General features: G+C 38.1%; 11 protein-coding genes and 6 tRNA genes. 10 read left to right on the top strand and 7 right to left on the bottom strand.

Translation table 11 applies throughout. The features are described 5' to 3' along the window. The first annotated feature begins 128 nt into the window (after window positions 1-128). Complete coding sequence (locus RMB13_RS04290; RefSeq protein ID WP_311084499.1) at window positions 129-4,634, top strand: Hpt domain-containing protein; 4,506 nt, start codon at window positions 129-131, stop codon at window positions 4,632-4,634. Then, entirely contained in the window at window positions 4,634-5,101 is a 468-nt protein-coding gene (locus RMB13_RS04285) for a hypothetical protein (protein WP_311084498.1), read from the top strand. Before RMB13_RS04290 ends, RMB13_RS04285 begins: the two co-directional genes overlap by 1 nt. A 35-nt stretch (window positions 5,102-5,136) precedes the next feature. On the opposite strand, the gene dapE is transcribed toward RMB13_RS04285, so the two are convergent. From dapE to RMB13_RS04270, 3 genes are all read right to left on the bottom strand, one after another. After that, on the bottom strand, window positions 5,137-6,273 hold the full coding sequence (gene dapE, locus RMB13_RS04280; RefSeq protein ID WP_133747775.1) for a succinyl-diaminopimelate desuccinylase: 1,137 nt from the start codon (window positions 6,271-6,273) through the stop codon (window positions 5,137-5,139). 125 nt (window positions 6,274-6,398) lie between these two features. After that, window positions 6,399-6,542, bottom strand: a complete 144-nt coding sequence (locus RMB13_RS04275; RefSeq protein WP_003655297.1) for an entericidin A/B family lipoprotein — start codon at window positions 6,540-6,542, stop codon at window positions 6,399-6,401. A 122-nt stretch (window positions 6,543-6,664) separates the two neighbouring features. After that, window positions 6,665-7,546 (bottom strand): DUF1853 family protein, encoded by an 882-nt coding sequence (locus tag RMB13_RS04270; RefSeq protein ID WP_311084497.1) that lies wholly within the window; start codon window positions 7,544-7,546, stop codon window positions 6,665-6,667. Window positions 7,547-7,649: 103 nt separating this feature from the next. On the opposite strand from RMB13_RS04270, the gene RMB13_RS04265 reads away from it, so the two are divergent. The 8 genes from RMB13_RS04265 to RMB13_RS04230 all read left to right on the top strand — a co-directional run bounded on the left by RMB13_RS04265 (window position 7,650) and on the right by RMB13_RS04230 (window position 9,616). After that, window positions 7,650-8,009, top strand: coding sequence for a YbaN family protein (locus RMB13_RS04265; RefSeq protein WP_004639014.1), 360 nt, complete (start codon window positions 7,650-7,652; stop codon window positions 8,007-8,009). A gap of 175 nt (window positions 8,010-8,184) precedes the next feature. After that, complete coding sequence (gene elsL, locus RMB13_RS04260; RefSeq protein WP_005050004.1) at window positions 8,185-8,688, top strand: cell wall-recycling L,D-carboxypeptidase ElsL; 504 nt, start codon at window positions 8,185-8,187, stop codon at window positions 8,686-8,688. Between the two features lie 207 nt (window positions 8,689-8,895). After that, window positions 8,896-8,971: transfer RNA gene (locus tag RMB13_RS04255), tRNA-Val, on the top strand. A gap of 24 nt (window positions 8,972-8,995) precedes the next feature. After that, window positions 8,996-9,072 (top strand) — tRNA-Asp (locus RMB13_RS04250). Between the two features lie 48 nt (window positions 9,073-9,120). Further along, a tRNA-Asp gene (locus tag RMB13_RS04245) sits at window positions 9,121-9,197 on the top strand. Between the two features lie 88 nt (window positions 9,198-9,285). Beyond that, window positions 9,286-9,361 (top strand) — tRNA-Val (locus RMB13_RS04240). 36 nt (window positions 9,362-9,397) lie between these two features. Continuing rightward, a tRNA-Asp gene (locus RMB13_RS04235) sits at window positions 9,398-9,474 on the top strand. Between the two features lie 66 nt (window positions 9,475-9,540). Further along, window positions 9,541-9,616: transfer RNA gene (locus tag RMB13_RS04230), tRNA-Val, on the top strand. Window positions 9,617-10,085: 469 nt separating this feature from the next. On the opposite strand, the gene RMB13_RS04225 is transcribed toward RMB13_RS04230, so the two are convergent. The 4 genes from RMB13_RS04225 to yccS form a co-directional block, all read right to left on the bottom strand. Beyond that, on the bottom strand, window positions 10,086-10,871 hold the full coding sequence (locus tag RMB13_RS04225) for a YdcF family protein (RefSeq protein ID WP_080027716.1): 786 nt from the start codon (window positions 10,869-10,871) through the stop codon (window positions 10,086-10,088). 114 nt (window positions 10,872-10,985) lie between these two features. Further along, window positions 10,986-13,568 carry a sulfite reductase flavoprotein subunit alpha gene (locus RMB13_RS04220; protein WP_311084496.1) on the bottom strand — a complete coding sequence of 861 codons (2,583 nt, stop codon included), beginning with the start codon at window positions 13,566-13,568 and terminating at the stop codon, window positions 10,986-10,988. Window positions 13,569-13,723: 155 nt separating this feature from the next. Next, window positions 13,724-14,299, bottom strand: a complete 576-nt coding sequence (locus RMB13_RS04215; protein WP_311084495.1) for a hypothetical protein — start codon at window positions 14,297-14,299, stop codon at window positions 13,724-13,726. Window positions 14,300-14,399: 100 nt separating this feature from the next. After that, window positions 14,400-16,574 (bottom strand): YccS family putative transporter, encoded by a 2,175-nt coding sequence (gene yccS / locus RMB13_RS04210; RefSeq protein WP_311075749.1) that lies wholly within the window; start codon window positions 16,572-16,574, stop codon window positions 14,400-14,402. Window positions 16,575-16,608: the final 34 nt, after the last annotated feature.

The raw sequence follows: 16,608 nt of genomic DNA, 5'->3' as shown, positions 1-16,608 counted from the left end.
TTTCTATACTAGCTATTCTTCTAAAAAGTATTAACAACACCAGATAAGTATTGGGGACACAGCTATTTATCTGGTGTTGACTCTGTCGTTTTTCTCCATTTAGGGGACAAGCAAAAGAAGCCTTTGCTATGAAAGAAATATTAAAAACTTTAACTGAAGCAATGATGCTACCGGAAGATAGCTATTCTCAACAAGATGCTGAATTTCTTGATATCTTCGTTGAAGAAATTGAAGAAATTTTTGTTGAATTGCAATCTTTGATTCATGAATGGATGCAATCTAAAAATGTTGCTACGCTGACTGAGATCCGTCGCCATTTTCATACCTTGAAAGGTTCAGGGCGAATGATTGCAGCGAAATCCTCTGCTGAGCTTGCTTGGACTGTAGAAGATACGCTTAATCGGGTAATCAATGAGAGTCTCACATTAACTCCTAACATCCAACAATATGTTCAGTTGGTATTTAAGTTCTATTTCTTTAAATTAGTAGGTGACTTTAAATCTAAAAAGGAACATGCAGTAGATTTTAGACCTCTTATTTTATTGGGACAACAATTACAACAACAGCAAAGTCTAGAGCCTGCTTTAGAAGAACTATTATTATTGTCGGATACTCTCACTGCGGAAACTAAGACTGGTTTAGAGGTGGATGATTTAGAACAGGAATCAGATAATTTAACTCTAGAAACCGCCATAGAAAGTGAACATAACCTTGCTGAAACCTTAGTTTTATTTATGGAAGAGGCGGAGGAACACTTAGCGACCATCGATCAATTCTTAGAACAAGAAATACATCAGCACGAGAGTTACAATGCGCTAATCCGTGCATTACATACGTTGCGCGGCAGCTCGGCAATGGCTCAGGTAGAAGCAATTTTTGATGCTAGTACTAAAGTTGAGCATTTATTTAAAATTCTATTACAAGAAGAGCTATCTTCTCATTCAGAAGAAATTTTACTACTCCGTGATTACCGTCAATTTATTCGAAATTGTTTAGATCTATTGGCTGCGCATTGCTCTAATGAGCAATTAGACTCTAACCTGAAACAGTTCAATCAGGTTTGGGATGCTTATATGGAGCAGCATGGGGAGCATGCGAGCCCGCTCACGCCTCCACATGGTCTAGTATCTCAGCTGTTACAGCTCGATGTTTCAGAATTACTTGATGCAGAGTTAGATTTTGAGAAAGGAATTCGTTCTGAGTTTCCTCATTATCTTGAACGTTTAATTGAACAAGCTGATTTGTTATTGCAACATACTCAGTCGCAGGCCATGGTTGGTTTATATGAATATACGAACCAGCTGAAAGATAGCTATGACGTATTGCTTGATCGACCTGATTTATTGCAATCAGATTATGTTTTTGAAATTTATCAGAAAGCGCATCAACAATTAATTCAGTTATTTGATGCATTAGCTGCGGGTCAAAGAGTTAGTATTATTGAGCAACACCAAAATATTTTGGAAGAGCTAAAACTATATACTCAATATATTCCAAGCCTTAATTCTGAACTATTAGACACTCATCAGGAAGTCGTTGAGTCACTCTTTAGTGCTGATATAGAACAAACAGCAAATGAATCTTCAGCATCTATCGAAAGTGTATTAACTGATCATGTAGTGATGAGTCAGAGTGTGCATTTAGATCGCCAGTTCATGTCTACTGAGCACGTAAACCGTTATTTTGATCCAGAACTGTTAGATATTTTTCTTGAAGAAGCCGATGAGTTGCTTGAAGGAATGGATACAGATCTTAATATTTGGGTTAATGATCAAGAGAACTTTGCTGCTCTTAATAATCTGATGCGCTATTTGCATACCTTAAAAGGTGGGGCAAATATGATTCAGGCAAATTATATTGGTTTAATTGCACATGAGTTAGAAAGTATTTATGAGCGTCTAATTCAAAGACAGTTAATTACTTCATCTGCTCTCATTGATTTTATTCGTTTGGTTCAAGATGATTTAGCTGATCGCCTACAAATAGTACGTGAACAGCACCTAGATTATGCTGCTTCTCATACTATTCAAGCGCTTAGGAATGCAGGTAAGGTATATAATTCACTCGGGTCTACTGCTAAAGAGATGCAAGCAGAGTCTGAAACAGATGTTGTACCAGAATCAAGTGTTGAAGTATTACAACAAGAAGCTATACACAATACTGCGTTAAATCTCCATGAGTTAACTTCTAATTTTGAGCAGATTGTTGAGTCTAATAATAGACTTGTTGAGTACACAGAATTACAAGTTTTTGATGCAGAAGGCTATACAGACAGTATCCAAGATCAGGATATTGACTCTGTTGTCGAGCAGACCTTTATGGAGGAAGCGGCCGAGCTGTTAGAGATGGCCGATCACCTATTAAAGCAGTGGTTTGAGCAGCGCACCAATCGTAGTATCTTGCTTCAGCTACAAAGGGCAGTGCACAGCTTGAAAGGTGGTTCCCGTATGGTGGGACTTGAAACCGTACAAGCGATTGCCTATCAACTTGAAAATGCTTTTGAAAAATTTGCGCTTTATCATTTTAGCTCAAATATTTATGACAACTTGTTAGAGAGTGCGATTGTTTGGTTAAAAGAGGCAATTTTCAAGCAAAATTATCAACATTTCGATGGTTTACAACAAAGTTTAGAAAATATTCAGTTTATTGAAACTGCAATACAAATTCCAAGTAAGTTGACTAGAACTGATCTATTTAGCACTGAACCTGTAATGAGCTTTGTGCAAGGTGATGGTGCAGAACCACCACCAATGATGGGGGCATGGGAACAAGCACAGCATCTTGAACAAAATAATGAGATGATCCGGGTTTCGGCAGATTTAATTGAGAAAATGATTGATTTGTCTGGTGAAAATTCGATTAACCGTTCACGAATTGAAATGGATCTCAGTCAATTTGGTCATACGTTAGTGGAAATGGAATTAGCCATTCAACGACTAGCAGATCAGTTACGCCGAATGGAAGGCGAATTAGAAAGTCAGATTATTGCAAAACACGGTATTGAGCACTCTCGTTATACAGAATTTGATCCTCTAGAGATGGACCAATATTCTTCATTGAATCAATTATCGAAATCACTTGCCGAATCTGCATCGGATTTAGTGGATTTTAAAAATACATTATCTGAAAAAATCAGAGACACTGAAAGTTTGCTGGTACAGCAGTCACGTATTCAGGCCGAAATTCAAGAAGGCCTCATGCGAACACGATTAGTACCATTTTCTCGATTGCTACCTCGTTTACAAAGAATTGTGAGGCAGACTTCTACTGCATTGGATCGACCAGCAGAGCTTTTTGTTAATAATACCGAAGGTGAATTAGACCGGACAATGCTAGAGCGTTTGGTTACGCCACTTGAGCACATGCTTCGAAATGCAATTGACCATGGTTTAGAAGATCGTGTGCAGCGTGAACAAGCGCGAAAACCAGAAATTGGACGTATTGAACTGAATATTCATCGTCAAGGTACGGATGTTGTTGTTACATTTAAGGATGATGGCCGAGGTATTGATATCGAGAAGGTCCGTCAAAAGGCCCTATTGTCTGGTTTGATTAATCCTGAACAAGTATTAGAACATCAAGATATTTTACAGTTGATTTTCCATCCAGGGTTAAGTACGGCCGATCAAGTCACTCAGATTTCAGGTCGTGGTGTAGGACTAGATGTTGTACAAAGTGATATTAAAGCTTTGGGCGGACATGTGAGTGTGGACTCTGTGTATGGGCAAGGAACAATCTTTACAATACGCGTTCCGACCACAGTAGCTGTTAGTGATGCCTTAATGGTTAAAGTTGCTGATCAACAATTTGCAATTCCATTGGCCCAAATTGATCGAATTGTTCGAGTTTCACCAACATCATTAGAACAGTATTTTGGAAGTGCACAAGAATTCTTTGAATTTGAAAATAAACGCTATCCATTACGTTATTTATCTGAGTTTGTTGGTAATCAACCAATTCCACGTTTAAGCGGGATGATGTATTCATTACCAGTATTAATGATTAAGACCAATAATGGACAAACAATTGCATTATTGGTTGATCAGCTTATTGGTTCACGTGCGCAGATTGTAGTCAAGCCAATCGGGCAGCAGTTCTCTAGTATTGGTGCGATTGCAGGCGCAACTATTTTAGGTGATGGTCAAGTTTGTCTAATTTTAGATGGACAAAATATTGCTCGCCAAATTCAGTCTAGCCGCCGACATAAGCAGCTGAATGAAGCTATCTATAGACAACGTGAGTCTGATGAACGCCGTCTCATTATGATTGTAGATGACTCTGTCACAGTCCGTAAGGTAACGACTCGTTTACTAGAACGTCAGGGCTATGACGTAGTCACTGCTAAAGATGGTATTGATGCAATTGAGCAGTTGGAAAATATTAAACCAGATCTGATGCTGCTTGATATCGAAATGCCGCGAATGGATGGCTTTGAGGTACTTAACCTCGTGCGACATCATGACCTACATCAAGATATGCCAGTCATTATGATTACATCTAGAACTGGCGAAAAACACCGTGAACGAGCATTTGCTTTAGGGGTGAACCAATACATGGGTAAACCTTTCCAAGAAGAAGACTTACTTCACAATATTGATGCTTTTTTCACGACACGTGAAGAGGAACTTGCCTAATGAAGAGTCATATCAGTACATCTTTAATTAATGAAATGGATCAGCAAGAACTTCAACATTTAATTACTGTTTCAACTGGTTTTATTGATGCATATATTATTGAATGCGATCAGCAAGTGCCGATGCTATTGCCACAAAACATAGTGTTATCAGCTATGGATGTTAAAAATGGTATCAAGCATATTGAATGGCATGATGTAAAACTTCCAGTCTATACAGTGCATAATGAAATTGATTCGCGAGCGGTGGCATTAGTTATTGAAAGTGAAGATATCAGCCAACGTTTTGCACTCATATGTAAATCGATGCCACTTTCAGTTCGTCTGCGTATTTCTGAAGTCGTAGATGAAAACGAAGATATACAGGATTCTTTACAGCACCCAACTGTATTTAAATATGTGCGTATGGAGAATCAACGCTACCACGTTCCTAATTTGCAATATATCCAAAATTCACTTTATTTATAAAAAAAAGGAACTCAATTTGAGTTCCTTTTTAATTTTTATTTAGCTAATAAATTTTCTAAAATTTGCTCATAAATATCAGTCAATGGATCGAGGTCATGTACGTCAACATGTTCATTAATTTGATGAATTGTTGCGTTAAGAACGCCTAACTCCAATACCTGTGCGCCAGTTGGAGCAATAAAACGTCCATCAGAAGTACCACCACTTGTTGAAAGCTCAGTTTCAGTGCCAGTTACATTTAAAATAGCAGTTTGAGCCGCATTAACGAGTTCACCAACTGGAGTCAGGAAAGGCAAACCAGAGAGATTCCAAACGATTTCATATTGTAAACTGTGTTTATCTAAAATCTCATGAACACGTTGTTTAAGTTGTTCAGCAGTCACTTCTGTTGAATAACGGAAGTTAAAAGTAACTTCTAAAGTACCTGGAATTACGTTGGTTGCACCAGTTCCAGCATGAATATTTGAAATCTGAAATGATGTTGCTGGGAAATATTCATTTCCATTATCCCAAACGCTTTGGCATAGCTCTGTTAAAGCTGGTGATGCTTCATGAATTGGGTTTAGTGCTAAATGTGGATAAGCCACATGACCTTGTTTACCTTGGACCTTTAATACTGCATTGAGTGAGCCACGACGCCCATTTTTAACAATATCACCTAATTTATGAGTACTTGAGGGTTCGCCGACCAAACACCATTTAATTTTTTCATTACGTTCTTCAAGAGTCTCAATAACCTTGACCGTACCGTTAACCGCAGGGCCTTCTTCATCAGAAGTAATCAGAAATGCGATAGATCCTTTATGGTCTGGGTGTTTTGCTACAAAACGCTCAGATGCGACAACCATAGCTGCCAAAGCTGTCTTCATATCTGCCGAACCGCGACCATATAATTTTCCATCGCGGATTTCAGGTGCAAATGGGTCTGAATTCCATGCTTCTAATTTACCTGTCGGGACTACGTCAGTATGACCTGCAAAACAAAATACAGGTTCTTCAGTTCCACGACGTGCCCAGAGATTATCTACCTCACCAAAACGCATTGGTTCAATATGAAAACCAACTTGGCTTAAACGGTCTGCCATGATGGTCTGGCAAGTATGATCAATTGGAGTAACAGAAGGTTGTTGTAAAAGTTCTAGGCTAAGCGAGAGAGTATCTGAATGGTTCATACCGGAAATTGCGTGCTGATCAGGTGAAATATAGTCCGATATAATAGGCGAATCTCTACGTGATGGGTACGTAAAAATAAAAAAACCTTATCGGAATGATAAGGTTTTTTAGTGACAACTCTAACTTACATTTTATCTTGTGTTTTTTCAGCAGTATTCGTTACAGCATCACCTGCTTTAGAAACATCTTTACCAAAACCCTTAAACGTATTACAGCCTGTTAAAACAACAGCAATCATTACAGAAGCAGCTAAAACTTTTTTCATCATTTTCTCCGTTTAAATTTAATAATGAAGTAAATTTAGATTAAAAAACAAACGGAAAAAGAAACATGACTGTTTAATAGTAAAAACGTTATAAAATGTGTCTAGAATCTTAAATTTATTGTTAATTATTTAAATTTCTGCATGTTGGACTTCAATTTTAAGTGTGAAGGGTGTCTAAACATATAAAACAGAACTTCCTGACCATTTTTACAATATAAGCCATCTGTCCACCAGTGTGCTGGGGCGGAACTAGGCTGTTTATTTGGACACAGCCATTCGTGCCTTTCTAATCGATAAAAAGAAGAATGAGGAATTGTGGTGCCCCAATAGCCCAAACGACGCTTTAAATTGATCCAGTCAGGTAGAGGCTGCTGTAAATTTAACTCTAAAGGCAGATAAAGTTGTCCCTTTAAAACTGCAAAGCGTTGATGAATTTCAAAGTTTAATGCTTCAAGAAATTGAAATTGTTTGTTGGTAAAGTGGTAAAGCTTTTTGCTTAAAGTATCCTGACGGTTCAGGCCAATCCATTGTTCTAAATGTAAATCTGCCTCACCGAGATAATATTTTAAGGCGACCTCCCAATGTTCAATTTTTTGAGTGTCTTTATTTAAAATTAAAAAATCCAGCTCGCCTAATGTTTTTGCCCCCTCAATTTTTTGAATACTATGTCCCAATAATTGGTAGGGATGGTACTGATCCTCTTGTAGCCAAAACCAGAGTAGATGCTCAAAGCGCAAACCTAAACGTGTACTTTTAAGCTGAGATAAAAACTGAATTAAAGGCTCTGGGGACTGATCGAGCTCTTTTAAACGTGGCAAATAATTTTGAAAATGACTTTCCCATACTTCGGTTGGATGTAGCTTAAAATGATGTTGTATATATAGACTTTTTGGTAGTTGGGAAAGTAAATTTGGACTAGCAATACAAAATGCCAGCTGTCGAACTATAGGGTGTTGAAATTGTAGCCATGGTTCGAAATAGGACGTTTTAACTGAGGCAATATTCATACATTTAATACTCGAAGTAATTCATCCTAATTTCATAACGGATCAACGAAAAACATTAGAAAAACACTTTATACTAACGCCAACAGCAGGTTAAGGTTTATATATGCGAACATTGTTCTGGCGCTCTTTAGTCGTGATTTTTATCACGCTAGGCATTATTGGAGCAATTTTACCAGGTATGCCGACAACAGTGTTTTTGATTCTGGCTGCTTGGGCTGCTTCAAAAGGCTGGCCACAAATGGATGATTGGTTGTTAAACCACCCTAAATATGGACCAACATTACGTGATTGGCGAGCCAATGGCACAGTACCTCGTAAAGCGAAGTGGATTGCAAGCATAATGATGGCAATTAGCGGAATTATAATGCTATTTACTTCAGCGCCACTTTTGGTCAAGGCTTTTACTGATATTACTATGTTCATCGTTGCAGTTTGGTTATGGCTACGCCCTGAGCCAAAATAAAAGATTGATAATCTTTTATTTTGGCGCAAGATAAGCAGTGAAACTGCGCGTAGAGTGAAACTGCGCGTAGATAGAAGAAGATGGATAATCTTTTATTTTCAGTGCAAGAGAAGCCCTTACAATAATTTTTTAGTTAAACTCAAAATATTTGAGTTGATATAAGAGAATAAGTTCAATGTCTCAATTTAAGTTCGAAGATGCTGATGTTCTCATCGATTTAGCAAACCAAACATTAACTTTGCCTAAACATAATAAGTTTTATGTCATTTCTACAGGAAAGAATGGAATTGGTGAGCAGGAAAACACGGGTAGAACACCACGTGGATGGCATAGAGTGGCGAAGAAAATTGGTGCAGAGTCTCCCCAAAATGCAGTTTTTATCGCGCGTAAGCCAACAGGGGAGGTTTATAGCACTGAGTTAGCTGCGCAATATCCTGAGCGAGACTGGATACTTTCTCGTATTCTCTGGTTAGATGGTCTAGAGACCGGGTTTAATAAAGGGGAAGGCCACGACACTATGCAACGTTATATCTACATTCATGGAACTCCAGACACGCAACCAATGGGGGTGCCAATGTCACATGGGTGTGTTCGAATGCGTAATGAAGAAATCATTGAGCTATTTGATTTAGTTGCCGAAGATGCATTAGTTTATTTATCTGAACAATCTTTAACCTGAGTACGAGTTTTATCTATTCTTGATTAGCGGTGTAAATGCAGAAAATATTGAAATAAGTGTTTAAATAAAATACAAAAAATTGTTTTTTACTTAATAATGACTTATTTTTAATCATTCATTCGCATTTTTTTAAAAAGAAGTCGAAAAGCGTTTGACACCTGTTAAAGATTCTCTATAATGCACCTCACAAACGATGAAGACGTTAAAGGGCGCTTAGCTCAGTTGGTAGAGCGTCTGCCTTACAAGCAGAATGTCGGCGGTTCGATCCCGTCAGCGCCCACCAAGCCTTTACGTTAAGCTCTCAAGTGCAGCGGTAGTTCAGTTGGTTAGAATACCGGCCTGTCACGCCGGGGGTCGCGGGTTCGAGCCCCGTCCGCTGCGCCACTTAAGACTTAACATCGTTTTACCCCACAATTTCGATATTGTGAAAGTGCAGCGGTAGTTCAGTTGGTTAGAATACCGGCCTGTCACGCCGGGGGTCGCGGGTTCGAGCCCCGTCCGCTGCGCCACTTTTCAGTTCGAGTTGTGTTTGGAAGATGATTTGAGATGTAAAAATCTTATATCAAAAAATTAATGAATAATTAATTTTTCTTCTTGGGGCGCTTAGCTCAGTTGGTAGAGCGTCTGCCTTACAAGCAGAATGTCGGCGGTTCGATCCCGTCAGCGCCCACCATATATGTGACCATACTTTATTTTAAAGTATTGTAGTGCAGCGGTAGTTCAGTTGGTTAGAATACCGGCCTGTCACGCCGGGGGTCGCGGGTTCGAGCCCCGTCCGCTGCGCCATTCTCTTGATTCCCTTGTCTAGAGAATGTAGAGTATAAAGATACATTCGTTATCTTTTCTCATTAAGGGCGCTTAGCTCAGTTGGTAGAGCGTCTGCCTTACAAGCAGAATGTCGGCGGTTCGATCCCGTCAGCGCCCACCATTATTTCATTCCGAAAGTTAAATTTTTCCAATATTTAAATTGCTTATTTATTTGTAATTCTTAATCTTTATTTGAATTCTTTATCTAAGTCACTCTAAATTTAGTTTTTCTATTCTAAAGCTCAATGTTTATATCTCCAATTGACTGAAAATCATTAGTTAAGTTATTTCTTATTTGGATAAATGACTTTTGTGTTATTTAATTTGGGGCTATAGGTTTAAAACCTAACTGTGTTTAAAAGTGATTGCCTGAGTTATAGACTGAAATTATTTCACATAAAATTTTCTTAAAAAATTTATTTTATATTTCTATTGGATAAACTTTTCTCATATTAAATTTGCCATGTAATGACTCAAATAGAGCTTTATATATTTCTTAACCTGCTAAATCTATTTGTAAGTAGTGACGATACTTTCTTGCGTAAAAAAAAACTGCTATTTGTTAATAGCAGTTTTGAAATAAGTTAGTCTTAATATTCGTTAAAAAACCATCCACTTGCAAAAGCGAAATATTCTCGTAACCAAGAATTGTAGCGAGTAGCTAATGGTGTTTCAGCCGCCACTGTATAAACTTGCGTATAACCTTGTTTTTTAGCAATAGCTGCTGCTCGTGGAGTGTGAAAATCGCTTGTCACAATAGCAATCGGTTGGTCGAGGGTAATGTGGTGCTGTGCTAATAGTGGTTTACTATTCATTAGATTGAGTTCAGTACTTGTACTTTTATCTTCAAGTATCATTCGTTCTTTTGCTAAATGATAATGTTGTTCTAGATAACGAGACATTACTAATGCTTCGCTTTCCTTTTCTGAAAAATCAAGACCTCCCGTTACAACAACTTTTGCTTGGAGCTGTTTTAGAGCAATAGGGGCGGCCGTATCTAAACGTTTTGCAAGAGTTTTAGAGGGCTGGCCATTTTCAACGCCACTACCTAATACAATGATTGCATTTACTGGAGGGAGATTTTGACTTGTCTCTTTATTCTCTTTAATAAAATCAAAGAAATAGCCTAAGCTAATTAACCATATCCAGAGGCATAACCATCCAAAACGCCAAAGTGTGTGTAAGCGATAGTGATAGAAGAAGAAACGCTCTAAATGATAATAAAATAAAGAATAGAGACAGAAGAAGGCGCCTAAAATTAAAGGAATAATTGTGCCAACATTAATTTTATTGAGACAAATTAGAACCAATCCATCTAGAAATAAAATCGAACCAATGATTGCTAAGAAAATACGGATCCACTTACTGACTTGCATTGTGTTTACAGTTGCAATTTAAATTGCAGACAGTTTATGCAAAATCATTCTGAATGCAATAAAAAACCGAGTAAAGCATCTGTGTCATTACTCGGTTTTCTGATTTATTGGCCTTTAATAAACATCACGGCGATAACGGCCTTGTTGTCTTAATTCATCTACCTGTTCATCACCTAGAATTTCAACCAGTGCTTGGTCGACTCCACTTGCCATACCATCAATGCTACCGCAGACATAGAGAACAGCGCCGCGTTCTATCCAGCTTACTAGTTCTTCTGCATTTTGACGGATTACATCTTGAACATACACGCGTTGTTCTTGATCTCTGGAAAATGCTAAATCTAAACGTTTTAACATTCCTGTTGTTTGCCATGCTTCAATTGTTGATGCATAGAAGAAATCACATGCTCTTTGACGTTCACCAAAGATTAACCAGTTTTCAGTGTAGTCATGACGAGTACGTGTATGTAACAGGCTCATTAGACCTGCAATACCGGTTCCGTTACCAATACAAATAATAGGGCGGTTGTCATCAATAAGATGGAATGATTCATTGGTACGAATACGCAAAGCAACGTCATCATTGACTTGCGTATGTTGAGTGAGCCAACCTGAACCTAAACCTAAGTTACCGGATGCGTCATATTGTTGACGAACAACTAAACGAAGTACTTGCTGAGAAGGAATACTCGCAATTGAATATTCGCGTGTTGGTAGAGTAGGGAGCTGTTCCAATAAATGATCTAGATTAGCAAATGGTTCAATTTCACCAGTTAAGTCTTTATTCCAAAGTGCTTTCTCAATTGAAATCTCTAATGAGTCAACTTTTGCATTTTTAAGAATATGATGCTTCTGCAAGAATGCATGAATACGTTCAGGACTATTACCAGGCTGAATTTCAGCAATATCACCCGCTTGCCATATTGCTTCGTGCTTTGCGTTAAGCTCAATATTATAAGCAGGTTGCCCTAAGCTATTTGGATTGAGTAAGTCACGTTGTTGTAACTTCCATGTATCAAAAACTTTTTCTAAATTTACAGCATGCAAATCTAATTTAGTTGCTTTCGCAAGTGATTGATTCCAATTTTGAATATCCGATAGGTTTACATTATCAACTTCAATTGTATTAAAGAGAGCATGAGCACCATTAGTTTTAAGCCAAGCATCTACTGCATGACCAAAACTACAATATGTATCAGGATATTCTTTAGAACCTAGCGCCAAAACAGCATAGTTCATGTGCTTAAGATCTAGATTTGCTTTTAAAAGCTTTTTAGCAAAGCTTGTAGCGAGGTCGGGAGCATCACCAGTGCCGTATGTACTGATTACAAATAAAACCTGCTCATGCTGCTCTAAATCAGATTGTGTTAGCTGCTGTACAGGTTTAACCAGAACTGGTTGATGAGCTTCTTGTAAACTTGTTGCTGTACTCCAAGCAAGTTGTTCTGCTACACCAGTTTGAGTTGCGTAGGTAATAAGCCAAGGCTTTGCATTTGGATCAATGTATTGCCCAGCTAAAGACTGACGAGCTGCCTGTGTTAACTTTTTCTGTTTGCGGCGTTTAAGATAAAGCATCAACCCTGTAACAAAGAATAAAGGCATTGCCAATGAGGCAAGCATCGCAACGAATTGATAAATTGGTCCAAAGAAGCTACCACGGTGTACAGGTAACATACTGCTCATGATTTTTTGATTAAGCTTTTTATCTTCGTAGAGCTCCATCTTTTCGATAGTGCCAGTTTGATAATTATAGATGGCTTGGTTGCGTGCACGTTCGTGTTGCGGGGTAGCATCGACAAAACTTAATTCAATTTTTCCATCATCTTTTTTCGGTAAGTTTAATGTTAGTGTCGAATAGTCACGCCCGACCTGACTATTGAAGCCACTCCATGTTTGATTAAGTGCTGTAATGAGCTGAGTATTATCTAATTGAGGCTCTGATTTTTTATCGTTATTATGCTCAGATCGTTTATTTTGTTGCATTCCTCGATTTTGAGGAGCGGAGCCATGACCTTGTGGTTTGGGTTGTTCAACTCCCATCACTTTGAACATGCCGCTGCGCCACCAGTCATAAGACCAATATAGACCTGTACATGCGAATAGTAGATAAAAAACAATAACCCATGTCCCAACAACAGCATGTAGATCCCAAATAAAATTTCGGCCTTTCAATTTTGGTTTAACCGCGAGCCATTGACGGGCAGAATGCTTTTTAGGCCAGCGTAAATATAATCCACTCAGTACAAAGTAAATTAGCATTAAGGCGCAAGCACCAGTAATTTGCTTACCAACTTCGCCTGCGGTTAAATTACGATGAATTTGTTGTATTAATAACAACAGTTTTCGGCCTTTAACATCCGGCAGAACCTGAGCGTTATAAGGATTCACCATCATATTATAGCCACGGCGTTCACCTTCTTTTTCAATATTGACAGTAGAAGAGGTGGTCGGATCCTTGGCAATCGTAATGCTATTAATTTTAATTTCAGGCTGAGTCGTATTGAAATGTTGATATAGCTGAGCAGGCGTTAATTTTGGAGTGCTTTCAGCTTGAACAACATAACTATCAGAATTTACCCATTTTAAAATTTGTTGGTCATAAGAATAAATTGCACCTGTTACACCCATAATGGATAAGATTAGGCCAGCAGTAATACCCAGAAACCAATGAATTTGAAATAAAATTTTTTTAAACATGGTCGAAAATGTGAATATGATGGAGATCTTGTAAAGAAGTATAGCCGAAGATTGAGTAGATAATATGGATTTTGGAGATAATATTAATTTTCATTATCATTTGTTTTTACTGCAATAAAAAACCTCCATAAGGAGGCCTTTTATGAAATCAAAACTTACAGAGTTTTCGGTTCGCCTACAGCTTCTTTTAAATGCGTGCGAATCGTATTGAACGAGAAGTTTTTAGAATCCATACGCTTAGGTAAAATATAAGCACCTTGTTGTTCTTGGCCTTTTGGATCTTTTACTTTGAAATTTACCAAGATGAAATCAGGTCCATTGTACCATTCGTAGATATTTTTCCATCCAATTGTACCAACGCCTTCTTGTTGGCCCATTTTTTGGCGCATCACAATACCATGAGGCTGCACGCCTAAACGAATACCTTTGATTTCCTGTACCGGAAATTCATTCATTTTGCGTTTAACGTACCATTCTAATCCGTATTTACGACCTAGGTAGTAAAGTACTACAGCGACAATAGCAACCCAGCAAAAAACAGTAGAGTAGTTCTTAATAAAAATAAGACCTAATATAGCTAGGGCTAAAACTACACCCATAATTGCCCAAATTTTTGTGCTGATTTTATTGGTGCTGCGCCAGATAAGAAGCTGTGCATTACGTTGTTCAGCTTCTGACACGTCATAGTGAACAGGCTGAAGCGTATAAGCGTATAAAGTTTTCGCGGTCATAGTGCAAATAACAAATTGTAAACTGTTTTAAGTTTAGCACTAATTGGCATAAGTCAGGAAAGGATATTATGCCAATTTGATACTAAATTCCGACTCAAATTTATAATGATGCAAGCTCACTGGCATCATTATCAAGATCATGACTTAGACGTTGTTTTAACATACTAAATCGGTTCAACACGCCAAGCATGAGTGAGAGCTGCTGTAAAATAATGAGTGATTTTTGGTCATTTTCATCATTTTGACTTAGACGCTGACGTATCGTTTGGAGCATATTTTGTGCTGTAAGATCAGGCATCTCATCTCTTAAGAGAGCTCCTTGAATATCATCTAGCGCTTGGTCTAATAATTTAAGAACAGCTTGATCCTGAAGGCTTTCTCGATGTGCCCCAAGTGCCGCGATATAGCTTAAAAATGTATGGTTTAAACATAAAAATTCAAAAATATCGGATTTACGAGTTGGGTCAAAGTCTGGCTCAGTCGCTAAAGTGGAAATAAGTGAAGCTACTTCAGCATCTGTATTGTGTGCAGCTCGACGTACAATTCGGTAATTGAGCGCATGATTACGGCCTTCATGATACTGTTTCACAACTTCAGCTAAATAATTACATTGAGCTTGTAATGAACGTCTGATGTTGCGAGGTAAACGACGGAACTTCCAGTCGGGCCAAATAAATGTCACGCCAAACCAAGCTAAAGCACAACCAATTAAGGTATCTAAAAATCTTGGAATGGCCGCAGCCATTGCTGAACCGTCCAGATTAAAGTTAATTAATGCAAGAATTGTGATAAAAGCGGTTGCTTGCGCATATTGCTTACTGCGTAATTCAAAAAACAGGACTCCACTTAATATCAACATGAATAGTTGCCCTTCAGTTGAAGGAATTAAGAAGATAATCGCAAGACCTACAATAATCCCAATTAATGTTCCAACAATTCGTAGACGTAAGCGGCGTTTGGTCGCGTTAAAATTAGGTTGGCTTACAAATAGAGCTGTAAGCATAATCCAATAACCATATTCAATATTGGTCATTTGGATGAGCACATATCCAATAAATAAAACAATCGATACACGAATCGCGTGGCGGAACAGCACAGATTCGGGAGTTAAATTTTGTTTTATTCGAACAACAATATCATTCCAGCCTTGTAAATCATCATCTTTAAGCTGGTTTTCGGCTTGTTTCACTTTATCAGATTGAATGTGTTGCTCTGTTTCCAGATTGAGTAACTGGGAATCGATAGATTTTAAGTTTTGGTATAAAGCGAAAAGCGCATTTACCCATAAAAGGTCATAATGTTGATCACGACGTAACTTTTCTAATGAGAGGCGTAGGTTTTCAAAGCTTTGTTTAAACCTTTTATTATGGTTATAAGGTTTACGTTGTAAAATACATTCATTTAACTCTTGGCAAGCTTTGCCTTGGATCGCCAAAATTCGCTGGAATCTAAATAAAATATCACTGTGCTGAAAAATTTTGGCTAACTTTTGATAGTCGATATGAGCGGAGTCAGCACGCTCATGAATGTCTTGAGCGACAAAATAATAATGTAAGCTACGGCGTGTATCTTTTTGCCCACGGTCGCCTTTTAAACGAGTCAATAAAGCTGTTTTTAAGTCATTAAAAATCGTAATTAACTTACCGTTTTCTAATGACAGTTCGATCATACTTTGCTGATAGCTGGCAGGAGTCATATCTACATCAAACAAATTTGATTTTGCAAAGAGAAAATCGCCTAGGGATGCATAAGACGCGGCCAGTTTGTCTTGTAGTTGTCGAACCGGAAATAGTAAAAAACTAATAGTTGCAATTAAGCCATACCATGCAGCACCTGCAACTAAAAGGGCAGGTTGGATGTACCAGTGGTCAAAGAGGTGAACGCCCAACATGGTATATACTGAAACAACCAAACATCCATAAGAGATGGTTGCGTAACGACGTCCTAATGAACCCAGTAAAATCCAGCCAATACACGAAGCAATCAATCCCAAAGCAAAAGCCATTGGGTAGGGGAAAAGTAATTGTACGGAAGCTGCAGTAATGAAGAACCCAATATAAGTATAAATCAGGTTCATGATTCGTACTGAAAAGCGATCATCAATATCGCTTAAACCGGCTGCAACCACACCTAAAGTAAGTGGAATTGTTGCTAATTGATAGCCCAGAAAATAAGGCACGAAAGCAGTTCCTGAAAAGGCTATCAGCATTCGCACGTTATACATAAATGTTGTGTTATAAGTCGCTCTTTTTAGGCGTTTAAACCAAGATTTCAAAGGAAGTCCTTGCTGATCAACCTGAGGATAAAGG

Origin of the sequence: Acinetobacter sp. V102_4, assembly GCF_031799005.1 — a bacterium.
GTDB classification, from domain to species: domain Bacteria; phylum Pseudomonadota; class Gammaproteobacteria; order Pseudomonadales; family Moraxellaceae; genus Acinetobacter; species Acinetobacter calcoaceticus.
The sequence above is the reverse complement of the archived record's forward strand: the minus strand, read 5'-3'. Positions and strand labels throughout refer to the sequence as shown.

Excerpts from the sequence above, each read along its gene's own strand:
- RMB13_RS04290 (WP_311084499.1), top strand. The coding sequence starts at position 129 with ATGAAAGAAATATTAAAAACTTTAACTGAAGCAATGATGCTACCGGAA.
- RMB13_RS04285 (WP_311084498.1), top strand. The coding sequence starts at position 4,634 with ATGAAGAGTCATATCAGTACATCTTTAATTAATGAAATGGATCAGCAA.
- dapE (WP_133747775.1), bottom strand. The coding sequence starts at position 6,273 with ATGAACCATTCAGATACTCTCTCGCTTAGCCTAGAACTTTTACAACAA.
- RMB13_RS04275 (WP_003655297.1), bottom strand. The coding sequence starts at position 6,542 with ATGATGAAAAAAGTTTTAGCTGCTTCTGTAATGATTGCTGTTGTTTTA.
- RMB13_RS04270 (WP_311084497.1), bottom strand. The coding sequence starts at position 7,546 with ATGAATATTGCCTCAGTTAAAACGTCCTATTTCGAACCATGGCTACAA.
- RMB13_RS04265 (WP_004639014.1), top strand. The coding sequence starts at position 7,650 with ATGCGAACATTGTTCTGGCGCTCTTTAGTCGTGATTTTTATCACGCTA.
- elsL (WP_005050004.1), top strand. The coding sequence starts at position 8,185 with ATGTCTCAATTTAAGTTCGAAGATGCTGATGTTCTCATCGATTTAGCA.
- RMB13_RS04225 (WP_080027716.1), bottom strand. The coding sequence starts at position 10,871 with ATGCAAGTCAGTAAGTGGATCCGTATTTTCTTAGCAATCATTGGTTCG.
- RMB13_RS04220 (WP_311084496.1), bottom strand. The coding sequence starts at position 13,568 with ATGTTTAAAAAAATTTTATTTCAAATTCATTGGTTTCTGGGTATTACT.
- RMB13_RS04215 (WP_311084495.1), bottom strand. The coding sequence starts at position 14,299 with ATGACCGCGAAAACTTTATACGCTTATACGCTTCAGCCTGTTCACTAT.